At 71.7% G+C, this 25555-nt stretch carries 24 protein-coding genes; 15 read left to right on the top strand and 9 right to left on the bottom strand.

Annotation, left to right across the window (positions count from 1 at the left end):
* Nucleotides 1–125 precede the first annotated feature (125 nt).
* From ACF09J_RS09150 to ACF09J_RS09120, 7 genes are all read left to right on the top strand, one after another.
* Complete coding sequence (locus ACF09J_RS09150) at nt 126–1103, top strand: glycosyltransferase family 2 protein (RefSeq protein WP_392304741.1); 978 nt, start codon at nt 126–128, stop codon at nt 1101–1103.
* Nucleotides 1103–2434 carry a polysialyltransferase family glycosyltransferase gene (locus tag ACF09J_RS09145; protein ID WP_392304740.1) on the top strand — a complete coding sequence of 444 codons (1332 nt, stop codon included), beginning with the start codon at nt 1103–1105 and terminating at the stop codon, nt 2432–2434. Before ACF09J_RS09150 ends, ACF09J_RS09145 begins: the two co-directional genes overlap by 1 nt.
* Before the next feature lie 151 nt (nt 2435–2585).
* Nucleotides 2586–3842 carry a hypothetical protein gene (locus ACF09J_RS09140; RefSeq protein WP_392304739.1) on the top strand — a complete coding sequence of 419 codons (1257 nt, stop codon included), beginning with the start codon at nt 2586–2588 and terminating at the stop codon, nt 3840–3842.
* Nucleotides 3839–6055 carry a polysaccharide pyruvyl transferase family protein gene (locus tag ACF09J_RS09135; RefSeq protein WP_392304738.1) on the top strand — a complete coding sequence of 739 codons (2217 nt, stop codon included), beginning with the start codon at nt 3839–3841 and terminating at the stop codon, nt 6053–6055. The genes ACF09J_RS09140 and ACF09J_RS09135 overlap by 4 nt, the downstream gene beginning before the upstream one ends.
* Before the next feature lie 123 nt (nt 6056–6178).
* Nucleotides 6179–7144: a glycosyltransferase family 2 protein gene (locus ACF09J_RS09130; protein WP_392304737.1), complete on the top strand. Its 966-nt coding sequence runs from the start codon at nt 6179–6181 to the stop codon at nt 7142–7144.
* Between the two features lie 3 nt (nt 7145–7147).
* A complete protein-coding gene (locus tag ACF09J_RS09125) occupies nt 7148–8500 on the top strand; it encodes a polysialyltransferase family glycosyltransferase (protein ID WP_392304736.1) in 1353 nt (450 codons plus the stop codon).
* A gap of 235 nt (nt 8501–8735) precedes the next feature.
* Nucleotides 8736–9794, top strand: coding sequence for an acyltransferase (locus ACF09J_RS09120; protein ID WP_392304735.1), 1059 nt, complete (start codon nt 8736–8738; stop codon nt 9792–9794).
* 7 nt (nt 9795–9801) lie between these two features.
* Here ACF09J_RS09120 and leuE read toward each other — a convergent pair whose 3' ends face one another.
* Together leuE and ACF09J_RS09110 are read right to left on the bottom strand one after the other, a co-directional pair.
* A complete protein-coding gene (gene leuE / locus ACF09J_RS09115; protein WP_392304734.1) occupies nt 9802–10455 on the bottom strand; it encodes a leucine efflux protein LeuE in 654 nt (217 codons plus the stop codon).
* 98 nt (nt 10456–10553) lie between these two features.
* On the bottom strand, nt 10554–12134 hold the full coding sequence (locus ACF09J_RS09110) for a methylmalonyl-CoA mutase (protein ID WP_392304733.1): 1581 nt from the start codon (nt 12132–12134) through the stop codon (nt 10554–10556).
* Nucleotides 12135–12292: 158 nt separating this feature from the next.
* Here ACF09J_RS09110 and ACF09J_RS09105 point away from each other — a divergent pair, with 158 nt between their 5' ends.
* Nucleotides 12293–13153 (top strand): L,D-transpeptidase family protein, encoded by an 861-nt coding sequence (locus ACF09J_RS09105; protein ID WP_392304732.1) that lies wholly within the window; start codon nt 12293–12295, stop codon nt 13151–13153.
* Between the two features lie 233 nt (nt 13154–13386).
* Here ACF09J_RS09105 and ACF09J_RS09100 read toward each other — a convergent pair whose 3' ends face one another.
* The 7 genes from ACF09J_RS09100 to ACF09J_RS09070 form a co-directional block, all read right to left on the bottom strand.
* A complete protein-coding gene (locus tag ACF09J_RS09100) occupies nt 13387–14667 on the bottom strand; it encodes an extensin (protein ID WP_392304731.1) in 1281 nt (426 codons plus the stop codon).
* Nucleotides 14667–15329 (bottom strand): RNA polymerase sigma factor, encoded by a 663-nt coding sequence (locus ACF09J_RS09095; protein WP_392304730.1) that lies wholly within the window; start codon nt 15327–15329, stop codon nt 14667–14669. Before ACF09J_RS09095 ends, ACF09J_RS09100 begins: the two co-directional genes overlap by 1 nt.
* Nucleotides 15330–15655: 326 nt before the next feature.
* The gene (locus tag ACF09J_RS09090; RefSeq protein ID WP_392304729.1) at nt 15656–16255 is read right to left on the bottom strand and encodes an RNA polymerase sigma factor; all 600 of its coding nucleotides are present in this window, start codon (nt 16253–16255) and stop codon (nt 15656–15658) included.
* A gap of 129 nt (nt 16256–16384) precedes the next feature.
* Nucleotides 16385–16780, bottom strand: coding sequence for a hypothetical protein (locus ACF09J_RS09085; protein ID WP_392304728.1), 396 nt, complete (start codon nt 16778–16780; stop codon nt 16385–16387).
* 192 nt (nt 16781–16972) lie between these two features.
* Entirely contained in the window at nt 16973–17584 is a 612-nt protein-coding gene (locus ACF09J_RS09080) for a hypothetical protein (protein WP_392304727.1), read from the bottom strand.
* Nucleotides 17585–17761: 177 nt separating this feature from the next.
* On the bottom strand, nt 17762–18526 hold the full coding sequence (locus ACF09J_RS09075; RefSeq protein ID WP_392304726.1) for a DUF4328 domain-containing protein: 765 nt from the start codon (nt 18524–18526) through the stop codon (nt 17762–17764).
* A gap of 107 nt (nt 18527–18633) precedes the next feature.
* Entirely contained in the window at nt 18634–20193 is a 1560-nt protein-coding gene (locus ACF09J_RS09070; protein ID WP_392304725.1) for a glycoside hydrolase family 20 protein, read from the bottom strand.
* Between the two features lie 232 nt (nt 20194–20425).
* Between ACF09J_RS09070 and ACF09J_RS09065 the strand changes: the two genes are divergently transcribed.
* From ACF09J_RS09065 to ACF09J_RS09035, 7 genes are all read left to right on the top strand, one after another.
* Nucleotides 20426–20914, top strand: coding sequence for a 2-oxo-4-hydroxy-4-carboxy-5-ureidoimidazoline decarboxylase (locus ACF09J_RS09065; protein WP_392305104.1), 489 nt, complete (start codon nt 20426–20428; stop codon nt 20912–20914).
* Nucleotides 20915–21062: 148 nt separating this feature from the next.
* The gene (gene sdhC / locus ACF09J_RS09060; RefSeq protein WP_388473617.1) at nt 21063–21443 is read left to right on the top strand and encodes a succinate dehydrogenase, cytochrome b556 subunit; all 381 of its coding nucleotides are present in this window, start codon (nt 21063–21065) and stop codon (nt 21441–21443) included.
* A 5-nt stretch (nt 21444–21448) separates the two neighbouring features.
* Entirely contained in the window at nt 21449–21931 is a 483-nt protein-coding gene (locus tag ACF09J_RS09055; RefSeq protein ID WP_225078968.1) for a succinate dehydrogenase hydrophobic membrane anchor subunit, read from the top strand.
* 25 nt (nt 21932–21956) lie between these two features.
* Nucleotides 21957–23711, top strand: coding sequence for a succinate dehydrogenase flavoprotein subunit (gene sdhA / locus ACF09J_RS09050; RefSeq protein WP_392304724.1), 1755 nt, complete (start codon nt 21957–21959; stop codon nt 23709–23711).
* Nucleotides 23711–24472, top strand: a complete 762-nt coding sequence (locus ACF09J_RS09045) for a succinate dehydrogenase iron-sulfur subunit (RefSeq protein WP_141359142.1) — start codon at nt 23711–23713, stop codon at nt 24470–24472. Before sdhA ends, ACF09J_RS09045 begins: the two co-directional genes overlap by 1 nt.
* A 162-nt stretch (nt 24473–24634) precedes the next feature.
* On the top strand, nt 24635–25042 hold the full coding sequence (locus ACF09J_RS09040) for a VOC family protein (protein WP_392304723.1): 408 nt from the start codon (nt 24635–24637) through the stop codon (nt 25040–25042).
* Between the two features lie 102 nt (nt 25043–25144).
* On the top strand, nt 25145–25552 hold the full coding sequence (locus ACF09J_RS09035; RefSeq protein WP_392304722.1) for a hypothetical protein: 408 nt from the start codon (nt 25145–25147) through the stop codon (nt 25550–25552).
* Nucleotides 25553–25555 lie beyond the last annotated feature (3 nt).

Genomic DNA, 25555 nt, shown 5'->3' with positions numbered 1-25555 from the left:
AATGGCGAACCAGGCCGCCGACGGCCCGGAACAGCGGCTGGTTAACGGCGCCGCCACACGTCGTTCACTCAAGCTCAAGGTGGAGGTAAAGAGGGAGGGAGGGGCCGCGCCCTAACGTCACCCGCGTGGTCAAGCTCTCCGTCATCGTGCCGTTCTACAACGTCCGGCAATACGCGTCCGACGCCTTGAGGAGCCTGCGCGCGAACGCCCGCGAGGACTTCGAATTCATTCTCGTGGACGACTGCTCGCACGACGGGACGCCGGACATTCTCGCGCGCGCGGAGCGCGAGTTGCCGGGGGCGGTGTACGTCCGACACGAGCAGAACGGCGGCCTCGCGACCGCGCGCAACACCGGCATCGACACGGCGCGCGGCGAGTACCTGACCTTCCTGGACGGCGACGACTGGCTGGCCCCCGGCTACTACCCGCGACTGCTCGCCGCGATCGAGGACCTGGGCTGCGACTTCGTCCGCACCGACCATGTGCGGTGCACCGGGCGGACGCGCACGGTCCAGCGTGTCCCGCACGGCCGGCGGGGCGAGGTGATGGACCCGAGGCGGGCGATCCTGCCCGCCGGCCGCACCACCTCCGTCGACTACCCCTACGCCTGGGCGGGCGTCTACCACCGGCGGCTGGTCGACCGGGGGCTGCTGCACTTCACCGACGGTCTGCGCACCGCCGAGGACCGGCCGTGGATCTGGAGGCTGCACCGGGAGGCGGAGTCGTTCGCGGTGGTGGGTCTGCTGGGCGTCTTCTACCGGCGCGGCGTGACCGGTTCCCTCACGCAGATCGGCGATGTGCGCCGGCTCGACTTCATCCGCGCCTTCGACCAGGTGATCGAGGAGACCGCCGCCGACCCCGAGGCCGACCGGCTGCTGCCCAAGGCGGTGCGCACCTACTGCGCGATCATCGCCCACCATCTGTCGGAGATCGACAAGTTCGAGCCGTCGGTGGCCAGGCAGTTGCGGACCATGAGCGCCGCGGCGCTCAAGCGGCTGCCGCAGGAGCTGCTCACCGACGTCCTCGACACCATGGACCTGACCCGTTCCTCCAGGCTGCGCCGACTGCGCCGCCGGGTCTCCGCAGCGAAGGCGGCCTCCTGATGCCCCGCACCACCCAGATCTTCTGCGCCTCGACGCTGTACGGCGCCGCCACCCTGGCCGCCGCGATCGAGTCCGACTGCTTCCCGGAGGCGGACCGCCGCCTGCTGCTGGTGTGCAACAACGCCGCGACGCCGGAGGTCACCCCGGCCATCGACGCGATGCCGGGCTTCGCACCGCTGCGCGAGCACTTCGACGGCGTGCTCTCCTGGAACGAGGCGATCAGCCCCTACCACCCCGCAGCCTGGTCGCCGCGCCCCGACGACTTCCCGCTGTTCGAGCGCCATCTGCGGCTGCTGTGGGACCTGGGCGACGACCGCGTGGCCCTGGTGGTGGAGTCACTCCAGGTCAACCCGGCCCTGGCCGTCGCCCAGTCGTTCCCCGAGGCGCCCGTCGACGTCTACGCCGACGGGCTGATGAGCTACGGACCCACGCGCACCAAGATCGATCCGCTGGTCGGCACGCGCGTACGGCGGCTGCTCCACCTGGACCTGGTCCCCGGTCTGACCCCGCTGCTGCTCACCGAGTTCGACGTGCCCGCGCGGATCGTACCGGCCGATGCCTTCCGGAAGGTGCTCGGCCGGCTCGGCGACGCCGTTCCCCGGCTTCCGTCCCTGCCCGAGGGGGCCGCCCTGCTGCTCGGGCAGTATCTGTCCGCGTTGGACATCCTCTCCCCGCGGGAGGAGGAGGACCTGCACGTGCGGATGCTGCGGGGCGCGGTCGCCCGCGGCCACCGCACGGTCGTCTTCAAGCCGCATCCGACCGCGCCGGCCCGCCACACCCGCGTCCTGGAGGACGCGGCCGGCGAACTCGGTGTGGACCTCACCGTCCTGGACCTGCCCGTCCTGGCCGAGGTGCTGTTCGAGAAGACCCGGCCCGCGCTGGTGGCCGGATGCTTCTCGACCGCGCTGTTCACCGCGTCCGCGTTCTACGACCTGCCGGTCGCCCGCCTCGGGACCGACACGCTTCTGGACCGGCTGACGCCCTACCAGAACAGCAACCGGATCCCCGCCGTCCTGGCCGACGCGGTGCTGCCGGACCTGGCGCCCGGCAAGGGCGAGCAGGCCGTCCCGGCCGACGAGCTGAACGACCTGGTCACCGCGCTCGGCTTCACCATGCAGCCGCAGATCCACCCGTCCCTGCGCCCGGCCGCCGAGCGCTATCTCTCGCGGCACTCGGGCCCGCGCACCCAGCGCTACTTCAAGCGCAAGCGGCTCACCTCGCTGGGCCTGCCCGGCGGCGTCCCGGCGCAGTTGGCGTTCCTGTCCCGCAACTCCACCGCGCGCCGGATGGTGCGGCGGGCGCGGGCGCTGAAGAACGCCGTACGGGGCTGAGGGACCGGGCATCCCGGTCCTCGCCGGGCGACGGCGTCCGGCCGACCGCACCACCGAACCGGGACTGTTTACCGGCCGTCCACCAGGAGGACACTCGGCACGCGTCGCACTGGGGCACGATGCGTCCTCCGATCGGAGGACGGTGGAACGGATGACGAACCCCCTGGCGGGACTGTTCAGGGCACGGCAGAAGGAGGCCGCCAGGCTGGAACTGTTCGCCCGGAGCATGCGCCTGTGCGGTGAGTACCTCGCGGCGCGGAACGAGACGCCCTCTCCCCGGCACACCCGCCTCACGCAGGCGATCGGCGCCTTCGCCACCTCCCTCGACACACCGTCGGCCGATCCCTTCGACTCCCTGCTCAAGGTCGGCGAGCGCGCCCTGGAGGCCGGCGGGGACAGCGGACTGACCCTCGCCCTGGGCGTGGCCGAGACGTCGACCCGGATCCGGCAGCGGTCCAAGGGGGCCTGGCGGCTGCACGGCCTGGCCCTCGACGGGCTCGGCCGCGAGGCCGAGGCACTGGAGTGCTACGAGCGCCACCTCACGCTGGTGCAGGACAACGGCGCGGCGAAGGAGGTCGTCCGCAGGATCGACACCCTGCGGCGCCGGCGGGCGTGCCTGGAGGAGGCCGACGCGCTCTTCCCCCGGGCCGGCTCCCCGCTGCGCGACCTGCTCGGACAGCCCACCGCCGGCACGGCCCCGGAGTTCGCCGCGTTCGTACGGGCGAGGGTGGCCGAGCACGGCGTCGCGGATCCCGCGGTGCGGCGCCTGCTGAAGTTGTACGGGACGTACCGGCGGCTGGTCGAGCGGCCCGCGCTGTCCGACCCGCTGCTCGGCGGGAGCACCCCGATCGGCGTCGGCGGGCTGCGGGGACTGATCGAGGGGCGGACGGTGTGCCTGGTCTCGGGTGCGGGCGACGTCGCAGGGAGCGAGGCGGGCGCCGGGATCGACGGCTACGACCTGGTGGTGCGCTGCGACTCGTTCCAGGTCCGCGCAGAGAGCCCCGGCGGGCGCACCGACCTGCACGCCGTCTCGTTGCGGGGCGAGAGCCCGTGGGACGGACCCGCCTGGACGCAGCCGGCCGGCATCCGGCTGGTGTTCGGCTCCCCGGGCACTCAGTGGCGCCGCGCCACGCGGCAACGGCTCGTACCCGGAGCGCAGGAGCACATCGGTGACGCCTCCCTGCGCGCGCCCCTGACCGACCCGGCGCTGATCGGCGAGGACGACTGGGAACCGGCGACCACCACCGCCTTCACCGTCCTGCGGCTCCTGGACTTCCTGGACGTCAGCCCTCGCCTGGACCTCGTCGGCTTCGGCCTGCCCGGCGGGCTGCGGCCGAGGGAGGCCGAGTGGGTCATGGACCGCGCGACACACGTCGACGACAGCAAGATGAGGATCGCCCTGCGATGACCCACTCCTTGGCGGACGACCGGAGCACCGTCACCGGCAGACGCCGGATCGCCTTCGCCGTCCACACCGACAGCGACCGCCTGCCCGCCCTGGCCACGCTGCTGCGCAGTCTGGCGCTGACCAACCCGGGCGTGTGCGAGGACTTCGTGGTCCTGCACCCGGGACCGGACGGCTCCTCGTTCGACGCCCTGCGCCGGCTGCACCCGCGGGTCGTCACCCGCCGGGCGGAGGGCCGCGCGGACCTCTTCCGGCTGGAGGGCTACGACACGGTCATCGCCCTCGGCCCGGACATGGTGGTGCTGGGGGACCTCGGCGAACTGCTGCGGATGCGCCGTGGTGTGGGCGCCGTCCCGCAGGCGCTGTACGACGGGGAGGGCGGGGAGCGGCGCGCCGTCCTGCCCGGCGGCCTCCTGGTGATCCAGCGCACCGACGTGGACGACGCCCTGGCGGCCCGGCTCTCCGGCGACGGCGGTCCGGACCCCGCGTCGGCGGACGTCGTGGTTCCGGTGGACGCGCGGTTCGACTTCCTCACCCACCGGCTCGCAGGCGACTCGCCGGTGCCCGCGAACGTCGCCGTCCTCCGCTTCACGGGCCCCTCCGACGCGCCAGGGCACGGTCCGGCGGCCGAGGCGCGGCGCCGCTTCGAGATGAGCGACGAGGAGTTCCGGGCGGCCTACTGCGCCCTGCCCGGCGACAAGCACCCCGACCTTCTGGCGCACTGCGCGCCGCCGCTGCTCGAAGCGCGTCCCTCCCTCGGTCTCGCCCGTACGGTAGCCGATGTGTACCGCCGGCAGGGCCGCTACGACGAGGCCGTCGACGTCCTCGCCCCGGTCGTGGGCGACCGGCTGGACGCGCCCCGCTGCCAGGAGACGCTGGGCGTCTGCCTGATGGCGCTGTCCCGCTACGCCGAGGCCGAGGCGCATCTGCTGCTGGCGGCGGCCTCCCCCGATGTCGCCCCGCGTGCCTTCGCCCAGCTCGCCCGCCTGGCGTGGCTGTGCGGGCGGGAGGAGGACGCGCACGCGTACGCCCGTGAGGGCCTGGACGCCGATCCCACCGACGCCGGTTGCCACGGCTGGTACGTGCGCACCCGCCCCGAGGGACCGGAAACGGAGCGGCCGGACTCCGCCGGACACCAGTTGGCGCACGTCGCGTTGTTCGCCGAGGGCCAGGAGAACGCCGGGGACAAGGTCCTGCCCGAGGCCGTGCGCATGTGCTTCGACACCGACACCGGACCGCGCCGCTGGTACCGGCAGCCGGTGCACCGGCTGGTCGACGAGGCGGCGCTGGAGGAGCTGAACGCGCGGCGCGCGGTGATCGTGGGCGGCGGCGGGCTCTTCCTCCCGGACACCTCCCCCAACGGCAACAGCCACTGGCAGTGGAACGTCCCGGACGAGCTGCTTCAGCGGATCACCACGCCCCTGGCCGTGTTCGCGGTCGGCTACAACGTGTTCGACGGGCAGCTCTACCGCCGGAGCCGGTTCGCCGAGAGCCTGCGGGTGCTCGTCGAACGGTCGGCGTTCTTCGGGCTGCGCAACCACGGCTCGATCGAGCGGGTCCGGGAGCTGCTCCCCGAGGAGCTGCGCGACCGGGTGCGCTACCAGCCCTGCCCGACCACCGTGGCGCGGTGCCTCGCCCCGGACCGGTTCGACCGGGCCGGGAGATCCGAGACCGTCCTGGTCAACTGTGCCTACGACCGTGCGGGGCTGCGCTTCGGCCACGACTACGGCCATTTCCTCGCCGAGATGGCCGCGGCGCTGCGGGAACTGCGGGACCGGGCCGACGTGCGGTACGCGGCCCATATGCCCGCGGACGAGAAGTTCGTGCACGACCTGCGCCGGGAGCACGGCCTCACGCTGCCCGTGGAGCGTCTCCACAACATGTCGAACGACGGCATCCGCGAGCTGTACGGCCGGTCGCGCCTGGTGATCGGCATGCGCGGGCACGCGGGCATGATCCCCTTCGGCTGCGGCACGCCGATCCTCAGCCTCGTCTCCCACCCGAAGCTCGCCTATTTCCTGTCCGACATCGGCCGCGAGGAATGGGGGCTGTCCGTGCACGACCGGGAACTCGGCTCCCGGCTCACGGAACGGGCCACGGCGATCCTCGACGACCACGCGAACGCGGTGGCGGAGGTGCACGACGCGCAGAAGTTCCTGTGGGAAACGACCCGTTCGAACATCGACGAGCTGAGGAAGACCTTTGGCCTGGCATAGAACGCCGACCATTCACCGATGATTTGAACACAATTCATCTCTCCCCACCCCGGGCGACACTGCACCCCTCGGGAGCGTCGTTAGCCTGTTCCAATCTCCAACCGTCGAGCGTGAGAGGCCGCTGTGCCGAGACTGTCCGTTGTCGTCCCCATGCACAATGTGGGAGCGTTCGCCGAGAGCACGCTGCGAAGCCTCGCCAACAATGCGCATTCCGACGTCGAGTTCCTGCTCGTGGACGACTGCTCCACTGACCACACCCCCGGGATCATCGACCGCTGGGCGGAGAAGCGTCCGGGCGCCAAGGTGATCCGGCACGAGAAGAACATGGGCATAGCCCAGGCGCGCAACAGCGGTATCGACGCGGCGAGCGGTGAGTACATCACCTTCCTCGACGGCGACGACTGGTACGGGCCGGGCCACCTCGCCGAACTGGTGTGCGCCATGGACGAACTGGGCTGCGACTTCGCCCGTACCGATCACGTCCAGGCCACGGGCACCGAGCGGGTGATCCGGCGGCCCCCGGCCCCGGTGCGCAACCTCGTGATGGATCCGCGCGACGGAATAGCCCCGGCCGAATCGGAGACGATGGTCGACTACCCCTTCGTCTGGGCGGGGATCTACCGCCGGCACCTCTTCGACGACGGGGGCATGCGCTTCGCGACCGAACTCCGCACCGCCGAGGACCGGTTGTGGATCTGGCGCCTGCATCTGAAGGCCAGGACGTACGCCTCGCTCGGTGTGCACGGCGTGTTCTACCGGAGGGGCGTCGCGACCTCGCTCACCCAGATCAAGGACGCGCGTCAGCTCGACTTCATCCCGGCCTACGACGCGCTGCTGCAGGATGTGCTGCGCGACTCGGAGAGCGAACGTTTCCTCCCCAAGGCCGTACGGACCTACTGCGCCATGATCGCCTTCCATGTCGGCAAGGCGGGCGAGTACGAGCCCGCGACGGCCCAGCGACTGCGGCGTGAGGCGAAGGCCGCGCTCCACCGCATGCCCGAGCGAACGCTCGAGGAGACCCTCTCCACCATGGACAGCACTCGGAGCAGGTTGCTCAGCCGCCTGCGTGACGGGCGGAAGGCTGCCTGAACCATGCCCCGCAAGACCCAGATCTTCCAGGTCTCGACCCTCTACGGAGCGGCCACTCTCGCCGCGGCGCTCGACGCGGGCCTGTTCGGACCGCGCCACGAGGCCCGGCGCGTCCTGCTGGTCTCCAACAACGCCGCTGTACCGGAGACGGCCCTGCGCCTCGACGAGATGCACGGCCATGCGCGCATAGCCGGCCGCTTCGACTCGGTGGTGAGCTGGAACGAGGCGATCAGCCCCCACCACCCCAGCTCCTGGGGCCCCCGGGGCAATGACACGGTGATGTGGCAGCGGGCGTTCCGCCGGCTGTGGGGCATCGACGAGCGGGACCTGATCGAGCTCGCCGTCGAGTCGATCCAGGTCAACCCGGCCCAGGCGTTGGCGGCGATCTTCTCCGAGAGCGCCGTCCATGTGTACGCCGACGGCCTCATGAGCTACGGGCCGACCCGGGACAGGCTGCCGCTGACCATCGCGCGCCGCATCCGGCGGCTGCTCCATCTCGACCTGATACCCGGCCTGAAACCGATGCTGCTGTCCGAGTACGGCGTCGAGCCCGAGATCGTCCCGGACGAGGCGTTCCGCGGCGTGCTCGACGAGATCTCCCGGGACGCGGCGGACGACCCGCGGCTGGCGCCCGTCCTGGACGAGGCGCCGACGGCCGTGCTCCTCGGCCAGTACCTGGCGGCGATCAACATCCTGAGCGCGCAGGAGGAGGAGGACCTCCATGTCCGCATGCTCACCGGGGCCGTGCGCGCCGGGCACCGTTCCCTGGTCTTCAAGCCCCATCCGACGGCACCCGCCGACTACTCGGCGGCGCTGAGCAAGGCGGCGGCGGACGCCGGCGTGCGGCTCACCGTGCTGGACGCGCCGCTGCTGGCCGAGACGCTGTACCAGCACTGCCGTCCCGCGCTCGTCGTCGGCTGTTTCTCGACGGCCATGGTGACCGCCTCCGCCTACTTCGACGTGCCCGTCGCACGGGTCGGGACCGCGCTGGTGATGCGGCGCCTGACGCCCTACCCCAACAGCAACCGCGTGCCCCTGGCCGTGGTCGACCACCTGGTGCCCGATCTGGAGCGCGAGGAGACCCCGGCCCTTGTCGGCACGGCCCCCGAGTCGCTGTCACCGCTGGTCCGGGCGATCGGTTTCTGCATGCAGCCCAAGGCATACCCGCGCCTGCGGGAGTCGACGGCGGACTGGCTGCGGAACAACCTGGCCGGCAGCCCCGGCTACTACTTCCCCGAACTGCGCCTGGCCGAGCTCGGCCTTCCCGGCAGCCACCCGCGATCGCGCGCGAGGATCCAGGTGCGCCGTGCGAAGCGCGTGGTGCGCAGGGCGGTACGGCGGCGCGTCCGGAAGTGACACGGGGGTGAACCGGAGGCGACAGCCGCGGCGTCCTGCCCGGCCCGGCCCGTCGGCCGGGCCGGGCAGGACGCGTTTCGCCGTTTGAACTCGGCCCCCGTGGTGTGACCTGCCCATTCACCCGTCCCGGACGGCCAACTGAGACCCGTCGGCCACAGTGGAGCCACTGCCTCTTCAACTCCCGTACACCGGGCACCATGAGAGTTGCGCGGTGCCCAATGACATAGCCGTACACGTGCCGCAGCAGAGAAGCGCCCCGTCCGATCAGGCCGCCCGACCACGGGAACACCGCTACGACATCGACCTGATGCGGCTGATCTGTTCCGCCATGGTCATGCTGGGACATACGGGCGCCCAGTTCATCAAGTCCACCGGCAACGACCCGGCCAACGGCTCCGGGTCGTACTGGGCAGGACACGTGGTCGAGGGCATCCACGCCTTCGCCGTTCCCACGTACTTCGCCATCGCCGGCTGGGCCGTGCTGGTCGGCGCGCCCCCGCGCGACAGCGCCCGGATGTGGCAGAGAGTCGTCCGCAACACCGTTCCGCTCTTCGTGTGGACGGCGGTCTATCTGGTCTGGGCCTGGCTGCGGGACCGCAACGACCGGCCGATGACCGAACTGGCCACAGGCTCCCTCTTCGGTACCGTTCGGCCCGCCTACCACCTGTGGTTCATGTACAGCTACATCCCGATCACCGTGCTGCTCGCCTTCGCGATGCTGGTCAAGGCCGGGAAGCGGCCCTGGGGGCTCGGAGCGGCCCTTCTCGGCATCGCGGTCCTGCCGAGCGTGCTGACCACCCTCGCCGAGGTCACGGATCACAAGATGCCGACGGCGACCTGGGGGTTCGGTACCTATTCGCTGGTGTACGCGGTCGGGGGCGCGTTCCTGTTCGCCCTCCCGGCCGGCGCCGTACGGTGGCGCTGGCCGCTGTTCGTCGTGATGCCGCTCGCCATGGCCGGGTGCCTCTGGTACAACACCCAGGTCCATTACGTGATCCCCAACGCCCACCTGTTCGTCGCCGTCCTGACCATCTGTGTGCTGCTCGTGGTCAACCGGATCCGCATCCCCGAGAAGCTGCGGCCGCTCCTGCGGAAGCTGGCCGGTGCCGCGCTCGGCGCGTACATGGTGCATGTGCTGTTCGTCGAGGAGGTCGTCGCCCCGCTGGTGTCGCCGGACCTGAGCGGACCGGTGGCGGGACTGCTTCTGGTCGGCCTGCTGATCACGGTCATGGCCCTGTCGTTCGGCACCAGCCTGCTGTGGGGCAGGCTGAACCTGCGGCGGCTGCTCGGCTGACCCGGCGTTACGTGCTCGCCAGGGACAGCTTGACCGCGAAGCCCAGGAACAGCACGCCCGCCGCGGAGGTCGCCGACGCCGACAGGCGCTTGCGGCGGCGGAAGGCGGCGGCCAGCTTCATGCCGCCGAATATCAGCGCGCTGAGGTAGAGGACGCTGGCGAACTGGAGGAAGGCGCCGAGGATGACGAAGGACAGCGCCGGATAGGCGTAGGCCGGGTCGACGAACTGCACGAAGAAGGCGATGACGAACAGGATCGCCTTGGGGTTGACGAGGCTGACGACGAGAGCGCGGCGGAACGGCCGCTCGCCTGCGGCCACCGTCGCGGAGTCCTCCGCCGGCGCCGCCTTCTCCCGCCGGGCCCGCCACATGCCCCAGCCGGTCCGCAGCATGCCGATCGCGATCCAGGTCAGATATCCGGCGCCCGCGTACTTCACGATCCCGAACAGCACGGGATTCGCCTTCAGCAGGGAGGCGGCCCCGGCCGCTCCCAGCGTCATGAGCACGGTGTCCCCGCACCAGACACCCGCGGCGGCGGTATACCCGGCACGTACCCCGCGCCGGGCGGCGACGGACAGCACGTACAGCGAGTTGGGCCCGGGGAGCAGGACGATGAGGACGAGCCCTGCCAAGTAGGTGGGGAGATGGATGACTCCGAACATGGCAAGGAGTGTCGCACGACGGTACGACACTCCGTTTCCGGGTTCCAGGGGACGAGACGGGCGGCCCGCCCGGCCCCGGGCCCTGGGCCCGCCGTCCCTCAGAACGCTTCGCTCGGCACGTAGTTGCCCCACACCTCCCGCAGCGCGTTGCACACCTCGCCCACCGTCGCCCGGGCCCTCAGCGCCTCCTTCATCGGGTACAGGACGTTGTCCTCGCCCTTGGCGGCCTTCCTCAGGGCGGACAGGGCCGTGTCCACCGCCGTCCCGTCGCGCTCGGCGCGCAGCCCGGCCAGGCGTTCGGCCTGCTGTGCCTCGATGGCGGGGTCGACGCGGAGCGGCTCGTAGGGCTCCTCCTCGTCGAGTTCGAAGCGGTTGACGCCGACGACGACCCGCTCGCCGGAGTCCGTCTCCTGGGCGATGCGGTAGGCGCTGCGCTCGATCTGCTGCTTCTGGAAGCCGTGCTCGATCGCCGCGACCGCGCCCCCGAGGTCCTCGACCTTGCGCATCAGCTCGACGACGGCCGCCTCGACGTCGTCGGTCATCCTCTCGACGACGTAGGAGCCGGCGAACGGGTCCACCGTCGCGGTCACGTCCGTCTCGTACGCCAGGACCTGCTGGGTGCGCAGGGCCAGACGCGCACTCTTGTCGGTGGGCAGCGCGATCGCCTCGTCGAAGGAGTTGGTGTGCAGCGACTGGGTGCCGCCGAGCACCGCCGCCAGGCCCTGGACGGCGACCCGGACCAGGTTCACCTCGGGCTGCTGCGCCGTGAGCTGGACCCCCGCCGTCTGCGTGTGGAAGCGCAGCATCATCGACTTGGGGTTCTTCGCGCCGAACTCCTCCCTCATCACACGCGCCCAGATCCGGCGGGCCGCGCGGAACTTGGCGACCTCCTCCAGGATCGTCGTACGGGCGACGAAGAAGAACGACAGGCGCGGGGCGAAGTCGTCGACGTCCATGCCTGCCGCGACCGCCGTGCGGACGTACTCGATGCCGTCGGCGAGGGTGAACGCGATCTCCTGCGCGGGGGACGCGCCCGCCTCGGCCATGTGGTAGCCCGAGATCGAGATGGTGTTCCACTTGGGGATCTCGGCCCTGCAGTACTTGAAGATGTCCGCGATCAGCCGCAGGGAGGGCTTCGGCGGGAAGATGTACGTCCCGCGCGCGATGTACTCCTTCAGCACGTCGTTCTGGATCGTGCCCGTCAGCTCGCCGGCGCCGACCCCCTGCTCCTCCGCCACCAGTTGGTACAGCAGGAGCAGGAGGGCCGCGGGGGCATTGATCGTCATCGACGTCGACACCTTGTCCAGCGGGATCCCGCCGAACAGCACCCGCATGTCGTCGATCGAGTCGATGGCCACGCCGACCTTGCCGACCTCGCCGTGCGCGATCGGCGCGTCGGAGTCGTGGCCCATCTGGGTGGGCAGGTCGAAGGCGACGGACAGGCCCGTCGTGCCGTTGGCGATCAGCTGCTTGTAGCGGGCGTTGGACTCCACCGCCGTGCCGAAGCCGGCATACTGGCGCATGGTCCAGGGGCGGCCCGTGTACATGGTGGGGTACACACCGCGGGTGAAGGGGTAGGCCCCCGGCTCGCCCAGCTTCTCGGCCGGGTCCCAGCCCTTCAGGACGTCCGGCCCGTAGACCGGCTCGATCGGCAGCCCCGACTCCGACTCGCGTGCCATGGTGTGTGCCTCCGCGTTCCTCGCCACTCGCTGGTTGTCCACCAGCCGGACCGCTCGTCCATCTCCCCACCTTGCCCCGTGGTTCGCCGCCCGTCACGCGCGGGGAGACATTCCGGTGTACGCCGGCGACGGACACCGGTGGGACAGCGGGGGGCGCCATGCGTACCAGGGGCACGAGAAGCACCAGGAGAGCGAGCGCCGCCGTCGCCGCGGCCGCGGCACTGACCGCTCTGTGCGGCTGCACGGTGCAGCCCACGGACCCGGACGGACGGCCGCGCTCGCCGGTGCACATCGAGATCCCGGACAACACCCCACAGCCCGGTGCCCGTACCGGCGGCCCCGGCGACGCGGGACCGGGCAGGACGCCCCGCCCGGTCCGCAGCACCGCCCAGGTCCTGTGGTCCCGCGGCGACAGCGGTCGTGACGTGCGGGAACTCCAGGCCCGGCTGCGCCAGATCGGCTGGCTGTTCGACGGGCCCACCGGCTCCTACGACGACCTGACCGAGCAGGCCGTCCAGGGCTTCCAGGGAAAGCGCGGGCTGCCGCGCACCGGGCGGACGGACACGGTCACCTGGCAGCGCCTGCTGGCGATGACCCACGAGCCGGGCCGGTGGGAGCTGTACCTGATGGGCGGGCAGCCGGCCGGGCCGCCGGACCGGCGCTGCCTGACCGGCCGGGTGCTGTGCATCGACAAGACCAGCCGCACGCTGCGCTGGATGGTGGACGGACGCACGCTCTCGACGATGGCGGTGCGCTTCGGAACCGAGTACACACCCACCCGCGAGGGTGTTTTCCAGGTCTACTGGAAGTCCCGACACCATGTGTCGACGCTCTACGACTCCCCCATGCCCTACGCGCTGTTCTTCAGCGGCGGCCAAGCCGTGCACTACTCCTACGACTTCGCGGCGCGCGGCTACGCGGGCGGCTCGCACGGGTGCGTCAACGTACGCGACGAGGCGGCGATCTCACGGCTGTTCGCGCAGGTGCGGGTCGGCGACCGGGTCGTCGTGCACTGGTGACGCGCGGGAGCGGGAGAAGCGGAGGGAGAAGACGGGGGCGCGGGCGGGACCGGGGGAACGTGTCCCGCCCGCGCCGAAATGCACGAGCCGTGGGTACGGGGGGAACCCCGGCTCTGTGCGGCGGCCGATGACCAGTCGGCTCACTCACTACTGCGCCACCGCCGCGGAAAACGTCACACCCCCGGGGAGACAACTATCCGTGTGCCACGAACCCGCAGGTCAGAGGGGTGGGATCAGCAGGCACCGCAGGTGGGGCCCGGTGTGGGCGCCGAGGGCGAGGCCGGCTCTTGCGTGACCGACGGCTGTCGCCGGGCCGACGGGGTGGCGTCCGGGCGCGGCGGGGTGAGCGTCCTCGGTGCGTAGCTCTTGCGGAGGCCGCGGCCTTCGCCGTCGCGGCCGTCTCTGTCGCCGCCTCTGTCGTCGGCTCTGTCGCCACCTTGGTCGTCGCCCTGGTCGTCCTGGTCGCCCTGGGAACCCTGGTTGCCCTGGCCGTTCCGGCTCTTCCCGCCGCTCTTGCCGTTCTGGCCGCCGTTCTCGTTCCCGCCCTGGTCGTCGCGCCCCGTGTCGCCGGAGCGCCCGTCGGCCGCCTTCAGGACACCCCGGCAGTACGACCACACGCGCGCGGAGCCGCCGGCCGCCGTCTCCAGATCGCGTCGGCGGTCCGAGTCCAGGCTCCTGCCGTCACGCAGGTCGCGGCAGGACGACACCAGCCGGTTCCAGCGGTCGGACGCGCCCCGGTCGTCGCCGGAACCGGCGGGGGCCGTGGCGGTGGGGTCGTGCCCGGGGGCGGTGCCACCCTCCGGTGCGGTGCGCCCGGCATCGCGGCCGGCGGAGCCGGTCGTGGCGCCGCCGGGCGTCGGCGTGCCCGGACCGCTGCCCGTGGCGCGACCGGGTGAGGGCGACACCATCGGGTGTTCCGGGGTCTCCGCGACGGAGACGGAGGTGCCGGGAGCGGGCTCGTCGCCGCCGAACGGCGTCGGCAGCACGCCGGTGGTGGCCGCCGCCGCGACCCCGCCGACCGCACCCGCGGCCAGCGCGGCCGACAGCGCGAGCCGCAGCGGCCGGCGCCGGCGCCCCGGCCCGGCACGCCGGGAACGCCCTCCCGTACCGCCACGCGCGTGCGTGCCGATCCGGACGAGCCCGGCGTCGTCGGAGACCGCGGGACGCGGACGGGAGTGCGCCGCGGGGACCGCGCCGGGCGCGCCGGCGCCCTCCGCGGCCCGCTCGGCGCGTGCCTTGCGGAAGGCGGCCAGTGCGGCGGCCTCACCGGGCAGTGCCTCGTCGGCCGCGGTGGGGCACGCCGAGGCGGGCGAGGAGGCGGAGAAGGCGGCCGGGTCCTGGAAGACACGGGCGGCCGGCGGAGGCGGGGACGACTCTGCGGACAGGGCGCCGAGCGCCTTGGCGAGCCGTTCGGCCTGGTCACGGACAGTGATGTCGACGGTGTCCAGTGGCTCCCCGCGCAGCAAACGCTCCGCGGTGTCGCGGTCCAGCCACCTGTGCTGCTCCTCGGCCATCACATGTCCTTCTGCGTCCGGGGACGCATATGCGTCACACCGGCGGACGTCACCGCGCGGCCCCGCGGTTCTCGCGGAGGCGGCAGCGCGTCGAGCGCGTGAGGGGATTGCGGACTGTCACCGAGGAGTTCCGCGAGCCGTTTCAGACCGCGGTGCGCGGCGGTGCGCACGGCGCCCGGGCGCTTGCCGAGCGTCTCGGCCGCGGTCTTCGCGTCGAGACCCACGACCACCCGCAGCACCACGGCCTCGGCCTGGTCCTGCGGGAGCCGGGCGATGAGGGAGAGGGTGCTTCCGGTGGCCAGGGCCTCCATCGCCTCGCCCGCGGTGTCGGACTCCGCGGCCCGGCCGGCCAGCTCCGTCTCGTCACCGCCGATCGCGGGACGGCGGCCGCGCATGCGTATGTGGTCCAGGGCGCGGTTGCGGGCTATCCGGGCGGCCCAGCCGCGGAACCGGTCGGCGTCCCCGCTGAACCGCTCCAGGTCACGGGCGATCTGGAGCCAGGCCTCGGACGCCACGTCCTCGGCGTCGAATTCGCCGACCAGCGTGCGTATGTATCCGAGCAGCCGCGGGTGCACGGCACGGTACACAGTCCGGAACGCGGTCTCGTCCCCGTCCTGCGCCGCAAGCACCGCGGCGGTCAGCTCCGCGTCGTCCCCCAGCACCCGTGGTGCCCTTCCTTGCGACTGAACCGGCACCGCTGGCGCGGACCGGGCGCTCACCGTCGTGATTCCTCAGTTGTGGTTGCGGTGTTCGAGGCGGCAGATCGTTGCGGTGTCCATGCCCGCCGCGCCTCGGCGCGAAAGGCACGTTACGGCCTGAAACCGTCTTCCGTCCATGACCGTACAACGTGCAACCACCCGGAGCGGGGTGAGGTGTGACAGAAACCGCACCCCCGGCGCTGTAAGAAGTACGGGCCGCGCGGCCCGTGCCGCGCGACGGCCGGGGCCTCTCCTGTGGGGGGTGGCGGCCCCGGCCGTTGCCTCGGTGCTCACCCCTCTCCCGCCCCGCCCCGGGCCTCCTCCTCGAGCTGTCGCGCCAGCCGTTTCAGACCCCGGTGGGCCGCGGTGCGGACGGCGCCCGGCCGCTTGCCGAGGACGCGCGCGGCGGCGGGGCCGTCGAGGCCGACCACGACCCGCAGGAGCACGGCCTCGGCCTGGTCGCGGGGCAGCCGGCGGACGAGGTCGAGAGCGCGCTCGGTGGTCATGGCCTCCAGGGCCTGGTCATGGGTGCTGTGCGGGCCGGGCAGCTCCAGGATGTCCTGCTCCAGCGTGGTGGCCCGGGGCCGTACCCGTTTCCGGCGCAGATGGTCGAGCGCCCGGTGCCGGGCGATGGTCGCCGTCCAGCCGCGAAAGCCCGCCCCGTCGCCCCGGAACCGGCCGAGGTCCCGCGCGATCTCCAGCCAGGCCTCGGAGGCCACGTCCTCGGCGTCGTCGCCGACGAGACCGCGCAGATACCCGAGCAGTCCTGGCTGCACCAGCCGGTACGCGACGGCGAAGGACTCCTCGTCGCCCTCCTGGGCCCGCGCGACGGCCGCACCCAACTCCCCGTCGTACGCCTGCGCGCGGCGGGGTTCCCCTCCGTGGCCCAAGAACCGTCCTCGTCCGTAGCGAGTCCCCAGGCGTGCGCACCGCCGACCGGCCGTGTCCACGCCCCCACGGTCATCAGCGTCGGCTCCCACAGAAATGTCACAGCTCGTCAGCGGCCCACCGGCCACGGCTCAGACGCGGTCGGCCCCCATGGCGTCCCGGCACAGCAACCGCAGCGACCCCTGGCCCGTGAAGCACCGGCCTGCCTCCTCGATGGGGTCCCACAGCCGTCCGTCCACGGTGCGCACCCAGTGCTCGCCGCCGCTCGCCCACCACTCGGCCCCGCCGCCGTGACGGACGATCACCTCTCCGGCGTACGCGCCGAAGCCGCGCAGCACGCTCCGCACGGCGGCGTGCGGCGTGCCCTCGCGCCGTATCTCCTCGATGGTCCGGTCGACGCGCCACAGGCTCTGCGCCGAGTAGTCCAGGCGCAGCCGAGCGCCCTCACGCATGGCCGTCACGGTGTCCGCCGCCCACCGCACCGGTTTGGTGGCGGCCTGCGGCCTGCTCTGCTGCTGAGTCGTCACATGCTGGACTGTCACATAGGGAAGAGCGCACTCCGCCCGCGGTTCGTCACCCGCGATCGCGGACTTCCCCACAACCGGCGCAGGACCGGCGCAGGACCGCCGCACCACGCCCGCAGGACGCTCACAGATGCCCGCCGCGGGCCCGTCCGCCCGGAGGCCTGGGCTCGCACCCGGTCCGTCCAGGGCTTGGGCTCACACCCGGCCGCGGGCCCTGCGGGAGACCACCGCGCGCAGGACGCGGCGCCCCTCCGTGGAGACCTCCAGGGCCTGGCGGAGTCCGGCACGGCCGTGCCCGGCGACCAGTTCAAGAACGGTGATCTGGCGGCGCAGTTCGCCGGCGACCAGCGGCGACATGCCCTCGGCGGAACCCGGGGCCGGGCTCTCCCCGGCGCGGACCGAGTCCAGCGCCTCGGGGAGGTGGTCGGTGGGGGCGCCGCCGTCCTCGGCCGGGTCGAGGAGCCGGTGGATCCGGAGCGAGGCGACCGAGCAGGCGTCCGCCCACTGCCGCACCTCCGCCGCCGACCGGGCGGCCGGCGCGGCGGACAGCATCCGGCGGGCCAGCACCGCGGCCTCGTCCCCGGTGCCCTCCTCGCCCATCGCCTCCAGCGCGCCGCGCGCCTGCTGGAGCCGCTCGGCCCAGTCGCCGTCCGAGGAGTGGGCCGCGTCCTCGGCGAGGCTCCCCCACAGCGGCCGCAGGACCTCGTCGTCGCCGCCGAGCAGGGGCACGCACCGATCCAAACAAGCCAGACCGCTGGCTGCCAGCCCGCGCTCGTCGGCCTGCGCGATCAGTTCCACCAGACTCATCAACGCCTCCTCAAAGGGCGCCGACCTCAACGGAGCCAGCACTTGCCCTTACTGCGTGCGATCGGCCGGTAGTGTCACACGGGTCGCCCACGGAGTCGAGCGAGTTGGCATAAGAAAGCTTTCGGCCAATGGCGGAGGTGGACGGCCGACGCGCGGGAAGCGGGGGTGAAGCGGGGGTCAGGCCGTGGCCGGCGCCGGCCCCCGCAGTGCCTTCTCGTGCTGCATGCGGGTCAGCCGGAGCACGACGAGTACGGCGAGCACGGCGGCGACGATGTCGAGGGCGTCGGAGAGCATCATCTGCCCGCCGGCCCTGTGCAGTTCCTCGGCCGTGTCGGCCCGGTTGTAGGCGGTGGCCGCGACTCGGTCCACCAGCAGCCCGATGAGCCACAACGCCCACCAGACGTCGACCAGCCGGTGCGACCCGGACCTGTCCGCCGGGCTGCTGGCGTCCCAGATGTCCGCGGTGATCCTGCGCGGGTACCACAGGTTGACGACCGGGGTGAACCACGCGCCGATCGCCCAGCCGCGGGACTTGCTGTGCGCGGAGGGATCGAACACATCGGCGTTGACCCGCACCCGGTGGAACCAGCACAGGAAGACGACACAGCTGGCGAGCAGCGTGAGCACCTGAACGACGCCCGCGACGGCGTAGAGCCGGTCGGCGTCGTCGGCCCGGCGCATCACGTCCCCGCCGACCGAGCCGTTCATGAGGTCGCCCGAGACGTCGTACATGAAGACGTCCGCGCCGATGGCGAACAGGTCGCCGGCGACGACGAGGAGAAGCATCGCGACGGCGGCCCGGCCGAGTCCGACCGGCGAGCGCAGCCGGAGGGACGGCACCCCCGGGTACGGCGGGGCGGCCGACGCCGAAGCTGCCGAGCAGCCGGCACACAGGGTGCCTCCGGGAACCACCGCGAAGTGGCGGCAGCGTGCGCAGATCATGGTGGGCCCCCCGGGTGTCGTGACGGAGCCGGCGCGGCTCCCCCGGAGTCCGGCCCGGCACCCGAAACCTACGGCGCCCTCTCTTCGCACGTCCACTCGATCGGGCGTCAACCCAGCTTGGCGGCAAGCTCCTTGAACTCAGCCCAGGACATCGCCGGTTCCTCGGGGTCCCACAGCTTCTGGACGGTCGCCCGCAGCGGCAGCCGGATGCCGGCCGCCACCTGGTCCTGCGTCTGGGAGTTCGCCAGGTCGCACCACACGGCGAACGAGCCGCCGAGTATCTGCGCGTCGTACCGGGCGGGCACCGCCTCGGTGCCGCGCAGCACGCGCGGGTTCCACTTCTCGTAGATCCGCCGGCCGTCCGGGTAGACGAAGGTCTGCGGCTCGCCGAGGACGTAGTAGAGGAACTCGTCGTTGTAGTTGAGCACCTTGCGGCCGGCGTCGAGGTACTCGCCCGGCCGGCGGGCGCCGTACTCCTTGCCCGTCCAGTAGGCGACCTCGATGTCCCGGGCGGGCGGCACCGACGAGCTGCGGAAGAAGCCGTCGTTCCACGCGCGCGGGGTGCGGTCGTGCTCTCGGACGGTGGTGGCGCGGTCGTTCAGCCAGCCCGTCGTCAGGTCGGCCACGTTGCCGCCGGAGCCGTGGGCCTTCCGCGCGGCGGCGGCCAGCTGCGGGTAGGCCGCCTGGGGGTCGCGCGCGGCCAGCGCCTGGTACTCGTCGCCGCCGAGGTGCCAGAGGCCGCCGGGGAAGAGGTCCGCGTACTCGTCGAACAGGTCGTCGAGGATCGCCGCCGATGTGGGCTCGGAGATGTCGACGGCGCCGCGCGTCGCCACGCCCTGCCCGTTGCGCAGCTGCGTCTCGGGATGCGCGGCGATCACCGCGCCGAGGTGGCCGGGCGAGTCCAGCTCGGGGACGACGGTGATGTGCCGGCTCGCGGCCAGGTCGACCATCCGCTTGACCTGGGCCTTGGTCAGGTGGTCCGAGGAGACGACCTCCGGGTGCGTGTCGGACTCGATGCGAAAGCCCTGGTCGTCGGAGAAGTGCAGGCCGAGCTCGTTGAACTTCAGGTCGCCGAGTTCCCGTATGCGGTCCTCCAGCCAGTCGGCCGTGAACGGCTTGCGGGCGATGTCCAGCATGAGACCGCGCCGCGGCTTGGCGGGCGCGTCCTCGACGACCCCCTCGGGGGCCGTGCCGCCGCCGTGCACCTCCTGCTTCAGGGTGCGGGTGCCGTAGAAGACGCCCGCGTCGGCCGGCCCGCTGATGGTGACCCGGCCGTCGCGCACGGTCATCGTGTACGACTCGGGGTTCCCGCCCGTGCCGCCCTTGCCCAGCGCCAGCCGTACGTCCCCCGGGCGGTCGTCGTCGCGCCGGCCGGCGTAGGCCAGACCGAGTTCGCCCGCGATCAGCTTCCCCTCGTCGGCGAGGGAGGCGTCGCTCACCACGACCCGGGAGCCGGACTCCGGGCGCCAGCCGGGACCGCGGGCCGCGGTGTGGGAGCGCACGGCGGGGATGGTCCGCGGTGCCTTCGACAGCGGGTAGCTGCGGGTGGGGCCCGGACTCGCCGAACCGGGGGACGCGTCCGGGCCGCCCGACGGGGAGCCGTCGCCCCCGAAGGTCCACGCGGCCACTCCCGCGCCCAGTACGACAACGGTGACTAATGTGCCCACGACGGCGGCACGCGTGCGTCGCGGCTTGGGTGCCGGAGCCCGGCGCCTGTGCTTGCTCACGCGGCCAACCTAACGGCCCATGACTGCCGCGGGCGTCCACCGCACGTTCTCAAACTCTGCCGTCCGAGTGAAATTCAACCACCCGTCGAACACGTCATGAGCACACCCGATAACGTACGGCACATCCTTCACGGATCCCCCTGCCTACCTCCCAGCCGACCTAGGACCCACGCTGCCCGCGCAGACCCTGGAGCGCTTCAACACCGCCCACGCCGCCGAGGCCCGCAGGACCCTCCTGACCTGCCTGCACAGCCCCCGCTGGGCCCACCGCGTCGCCGCCCACCGCCCCTATCCGGACCTGCCGTCCCTCCTGGCCGCGGCGGACGAGGCGACGTACGACCTGGGCCCCGAGGAGCTGGCCGGGGCCCTGGCGGAGGAGCCCCCGCCCAAGCTGCCCGCCCACCCGTACGCGGCCGCCTCCACGGCCCTGAGCGCCGCCTACGCCGCCTATGAGGCCAGATTCGGCCACACCTTCGTGATCTGCCTGGACGGCACCGACCCGGACGAGGCCCTGGACCGGGTCCTGCCGGCGATCAGGTCACGGCTGGCCAACGATCCGGAGGACGAGCGCGGCGTCGCCCGGGAGGAGCTGCGGGGGCTCGCGCACGGGCGGCTGCGGGGCCTGCTGGGCGCCGCCACCGAGCCGTCGGTGCACCTTTGAGAGCGGGTTCGATCACACGGGCGGACCCCCCGTAAGGCCCCCGCCAGCACCTCGGTACGATACTGGGGGCCGGTGGACCGTACCCGGCCGGGCCCGACCGACAGTGAAGCCGGCGCGGCCCTAGTCCCCGCTCCCGGAGGGTTCTTCCGTGCCGGCTGGAACGCTGTACCGCGGCCGGGAAGGAATGTGGTCCTGGGTGGCTCACCGAGTCACCGGCGTCCTCATCTTCTTCTTCCTGTTCGTCCATGTGCTGGACACCGCACTCGTGCGTGTGTCCCCGGAGGCCTACGACAAGGTCGTGGCCACCTACAAGACGCCGATCGTCGCCGTGCTGGAGTACGGCCTGGTCGCCGCCATCCTCTTCCACGCGCTCAACGGCCTGCGTGTCATCGCCGTCGACTTCTGGGCCAAGGGCGCCCGGTACCAGAAGCAGATGCTGTGGACGGTGGTCGGCGTCTGGGTCCTGCTCATGATCGGGGCGATCTACCCCGTCCTCGGCCACGCCGCTCGTGCAGTATTCGGGAGCTGACGCACATGTCCACCACTGAAACCACCGCTTCCGGCATCGGCCCGGTCGAGGGCGGCTCCGTCTACGGCGTGGACAACCCCGCCCCCCTTATCGAGGCCCCGCGTCAGCGCACCCGGAAGACCCCGAAGTCGACCCGGGGCAACTTCGAGATGTACGGCTGGCTGTTCATGCGGCTGTCCGGCATCGTCCTGGTCGTCCTCGTCATCGGCCACCTGCTGATCCAGCTCGTCCTGGACGGCGGCGTCTCCAAGATCGGCTTCGCCTTCGTGGCGGGCCGCTGGGCCTCCCCCTGGTGGCAGGTCTGGGACCTGCTCATGCTGTGGCTGGCGATGCTGCACGGCTGCAACGGCCTGCGCACCGTCATCAACGACTACGCGGAGCGCGCGAACACGCGACTGTGGCTGAAGGGCCTGCTCTACACCGCCACGGTATGGACCATCCTGCTGGGCACGCTGGTGATCTTCACCTTCGACCCGAACATCCGCTAGGCCCCGGGACCGAGGTATTTTCCTGATGAAGATCCACAAGTACGACACCGTCATCGTCGGCGCCGGTGGCGCCGGTATGCGGGCCGCCATCGAGGCGACCAAGCGCAGCCGCACCGCGGTCCTGACCAAGCTCTACCCCACCCGCTCCCACACGGGCGCCGCGCAGGGCGGCATGGCCGCCGCGCTGGCCAACGTGGAGGAGGACAACTGGGAGTGGCACACCTTCGACACGGTCAAGGGCGGTGACTACCTGGTCGACCAGGACGCCGCCGAGATCCTGGCGAAGGAGGCCATCGACTCGGTCCTCGACCTAGAGAAGATGGGGCTGCCGTTCAACCGGACGCCCAACGGGACGATCGACCAGCGGCGCTTCGGCGGGCACTCCCGCAACCACGGCGAGGCCCCGGTCCGCCGCTCCTGCTACGCGGCCGACCGCACCGGCCACATGATCCTCCAGACGCTGTACCAGAACTGCGTCAAGGAGGGCGTGGAGTTCTTCAACGAGTTCTACGTCCTGGACCAGCTGATCACCGAGGTCGACGGCGTCAAGAAGTCGGCCGGCGTGGTGGCGTACGAGCTGGCCACCGGCGAGATCCACGTCTTCCGGGCGAAGTCCGTGATCTACGCCTCCGGCGGAACCGGCAAGTTCTTCAAGGTGACGTCGAACGCGCACACCCTGACCGGCGACGGCCAGGCGGCCGTCTACCGGCGCGGGCTGCCGCTGGAGGACATGGAGTTCTTCCAGTTCCACCCGACCGGCATCTGGCGCATGGGCATCCTGCTCACCGAGGGCGCCCGCGGTGAGGGCGGCATCCTGCGCAACAAGGACGGCGAGCGCTTCATGGAGAAGTACGCGCCGGTCATGAAGGACCTCGCCTCCCGCGACGTCGTCTCCCGCTCCATCTACACGGAGATCCGCGAGGGCCGCGGCTGCGGTCCCGAGGGCGACCACGTCTACCTGGACCTCACCCACCTGCCGCCGGAGCAGCTCGACGCCAAGCTGCCGGACATCACCGAGTTCGCGCGGACCTACCTGGGCATCGAGCCGTACACCGACCCGATCCCGATCCAGCCCACCGCGCACTACGCCATGGGCGGCATCCCGACCAACGTCCAGGGCGAGGTGCTCGCGGACAACACCACGGTCGTGCCGGGCCTGTACGCGGCCGGCGAGGTCGCCTGCGTGTCCGTGCACGGCGCCAACCGCCTGGGCACCAACTCGCTGCTGGACATCAACGTGTTCGGCAAGCGGGCCGGCATCGCCGCCGCGGAGTACGCCGAGAAGGCCGACTTCGTGGAGCTGCCGGAGGACCCCGAGTCCCTCGTGGTCGAGCAGATCGAGCGGCTGCGGACCTCCACCGGCACCGAGCGGGTGGCGAACATCCGCCGGGAGCTGCAGGAGACCATGGACGCCAACGTCATGGTGTTCCGCACCGAGCAGACGATCAAGACGGCGGTCGAGAAGATCGCCGAGCTCCGGGAGCGCTACAAGAACGTGGCGATCCAGGACAAGGGCAAGCGGTTCAACACGGACCTCCTGGAGGCCGTCGAGCTGGGCAACCTGCTGGACCTGGCCGAGGTCATGGCGGTCTCCGCCCTGGCCCGCAAGGAGTCCCGCGGCGGTCACTACCGCGAGGACTACCCCAACCGCGACGACGTCAACTTCATGCGCCACACCATGGCGTACCGCGAGGTCGGCGCCGACGGGTCCGAAACCGTCCGTCTCGACTACAAGCCGGTCGTCCAGACCCGCTACCAGCCGATGGAGCGTAAGTACTGATGGCAACCCCCGTTCTGGACAAGGTGGAGGCGGAGTCCGCCGCCTCCCCCTACATCACCGTCACCTTCCGCGTCCGCCGGTTCAACCCGGAGGTCTCGGCCGAGGCGACCTGGGAAGACTTCCAGCTGGAGATCGACCCCAAGGAGCGCGTCCTCGACGGTCTCCACAAGATCAAGTGGGACCTCGACGGCACGCTGACCTTCCGTCGCTCCTGCGCGCACGGCATCTGCGGCTCGGACGCCATGCGGATCAACGGCAAGAACCGTCTGGCCTGCAAGACGCTGATCAAGGACATCAACCCCGAGAAGCCGATCACGGTCGAGCCCATCAAGGGCCTCACGGTCCTGAAGGACCTGGTCGTGGACATGGAGCCGTTCTTCCAGGCGTACCGGGACGTCATGCCGTTCCTGGTCACCAAGGAGACCAACGAGCCGACGCGGGAGCGCCTGCAGTCCGCGGAGGACCGCGCCCGCTTCGACGACACGACGAAGTGCATCCTGTGCGCGGCCTGCACCTCGTCCTGCCCGGTCTTCTGGAACGACGGCCAGTACTTCGGCCCGGCGGCCATCGTCAACGCCCACCGGTTCATCTTCGACAGCCGTGACGAGGCCGGTGAGCAGCGCCTGGAGATCCTCAACGACAAGGACGGCGTCTGGCGCTGCCGCACCACCTTCAACTGCACCGACGCCTGCCCGCGCGGCATCGAGGTGACGAAGGCGATCGCGGAGGTGAAGCGGGCGCTGATCACGCGCCGCTTCTGACCTTCCCGCGCACGCGACGCCGAGGGCCCCGTTCCGTCCGGAACGGGGCCCTCGGCGTGCGGTGCCGGCCGTCGCCGGGCCGTCCGGCCCGAACGAGTGACCCGGCGCCCGCTCCGCGCTCGGCCTCCCGGTCCGGGCGCGTCGCCCACCTAATCTGATGGCATGTCAGATGACGAGTCGTACGAGCTGCTCGGGTTCGACAACGTGCTGCTGCCCGTGGGGGATCTGAGCGAGGCCGTGGGGTTCTACGAGCGGGCCGGGTTCGCGGTGGCGTTCCACCTCCGGGAGGCCGGCATCGCACTGCTGAAGGTCGGGGGCGAGACACCGGGGATCCTGCTGCGCGAGGAGGAGTCCGGGCACCGTCCGCCGCCGTGGCCCTCGCCGCGGGTGTGGCTGGAGGTGCCGGACGCGCGCACGGCGGCGCGCGCCCTCAGGAAGGCCGGGATCGAACTGCTCGACGAGCCCTTCGCCGTGGCGACCGGCTGGACCGTCGAGATCGCCGATCCGTGGGGCAACATCCTGGGCTTCACCGACTACGGCAAGCGCCCGGAGCTGGGGCGCAGACCGTAGGTGGGACGCCCCCTGCGCCCACTGTGTTGAACGCGTTCAAAAATGGGTCTAGAGTCTCTCACGCCAGCGTTTTGAACGCGTTCAAAAGAAGGGGTGGGGGGCATGGACCGCACGGTCATCGCCTACGTCATCTATCTGTTCGTCAGCATCGGCCTGACCGTCTGGGTGGCCCGCACGCTCAGCAGGAACGGGCGGATCTTCCTCGCCGACGTGCTGCACGGCGACGACAGGCTCGCCGACGCCGTGAACCACCTGCTGGTGGTCGGCTTCTACCTCGTGAACCTCGGCTTCGTCGCGCTGTACCTGAGCGGCGACCAGCGCATCGACGACACGCGCGGCATCTTCGAGGCCCTGTCCACGAAGCTCGGCGTGGTGCTCCTGGTGCTCGGCGCGATGCATCTGGGCAACGTGTACGTGCTGAACCGGATCCGCCGCCGCGGGGTGCTGGAGCGCGAGCAGGTGCCGCCGGTCGCGCCGCAGGACTGGGCCGCCCCCTCGGCCGGGGTGTGAGCG

The sequence above is a fragment of the Streptomyces sp. NPDC014889 genome, assembly GCF_043081205.1.
Lineage (GTDB): Bacteria > Actinomycetota > Actinomycetes > Streptomycetales > Streptomycetaceae > Streptomyces.
Note: the sequence above shows the minus strand (reverse complement) of the source record. Positions and strands in the feature narration are given on the sequence as shown.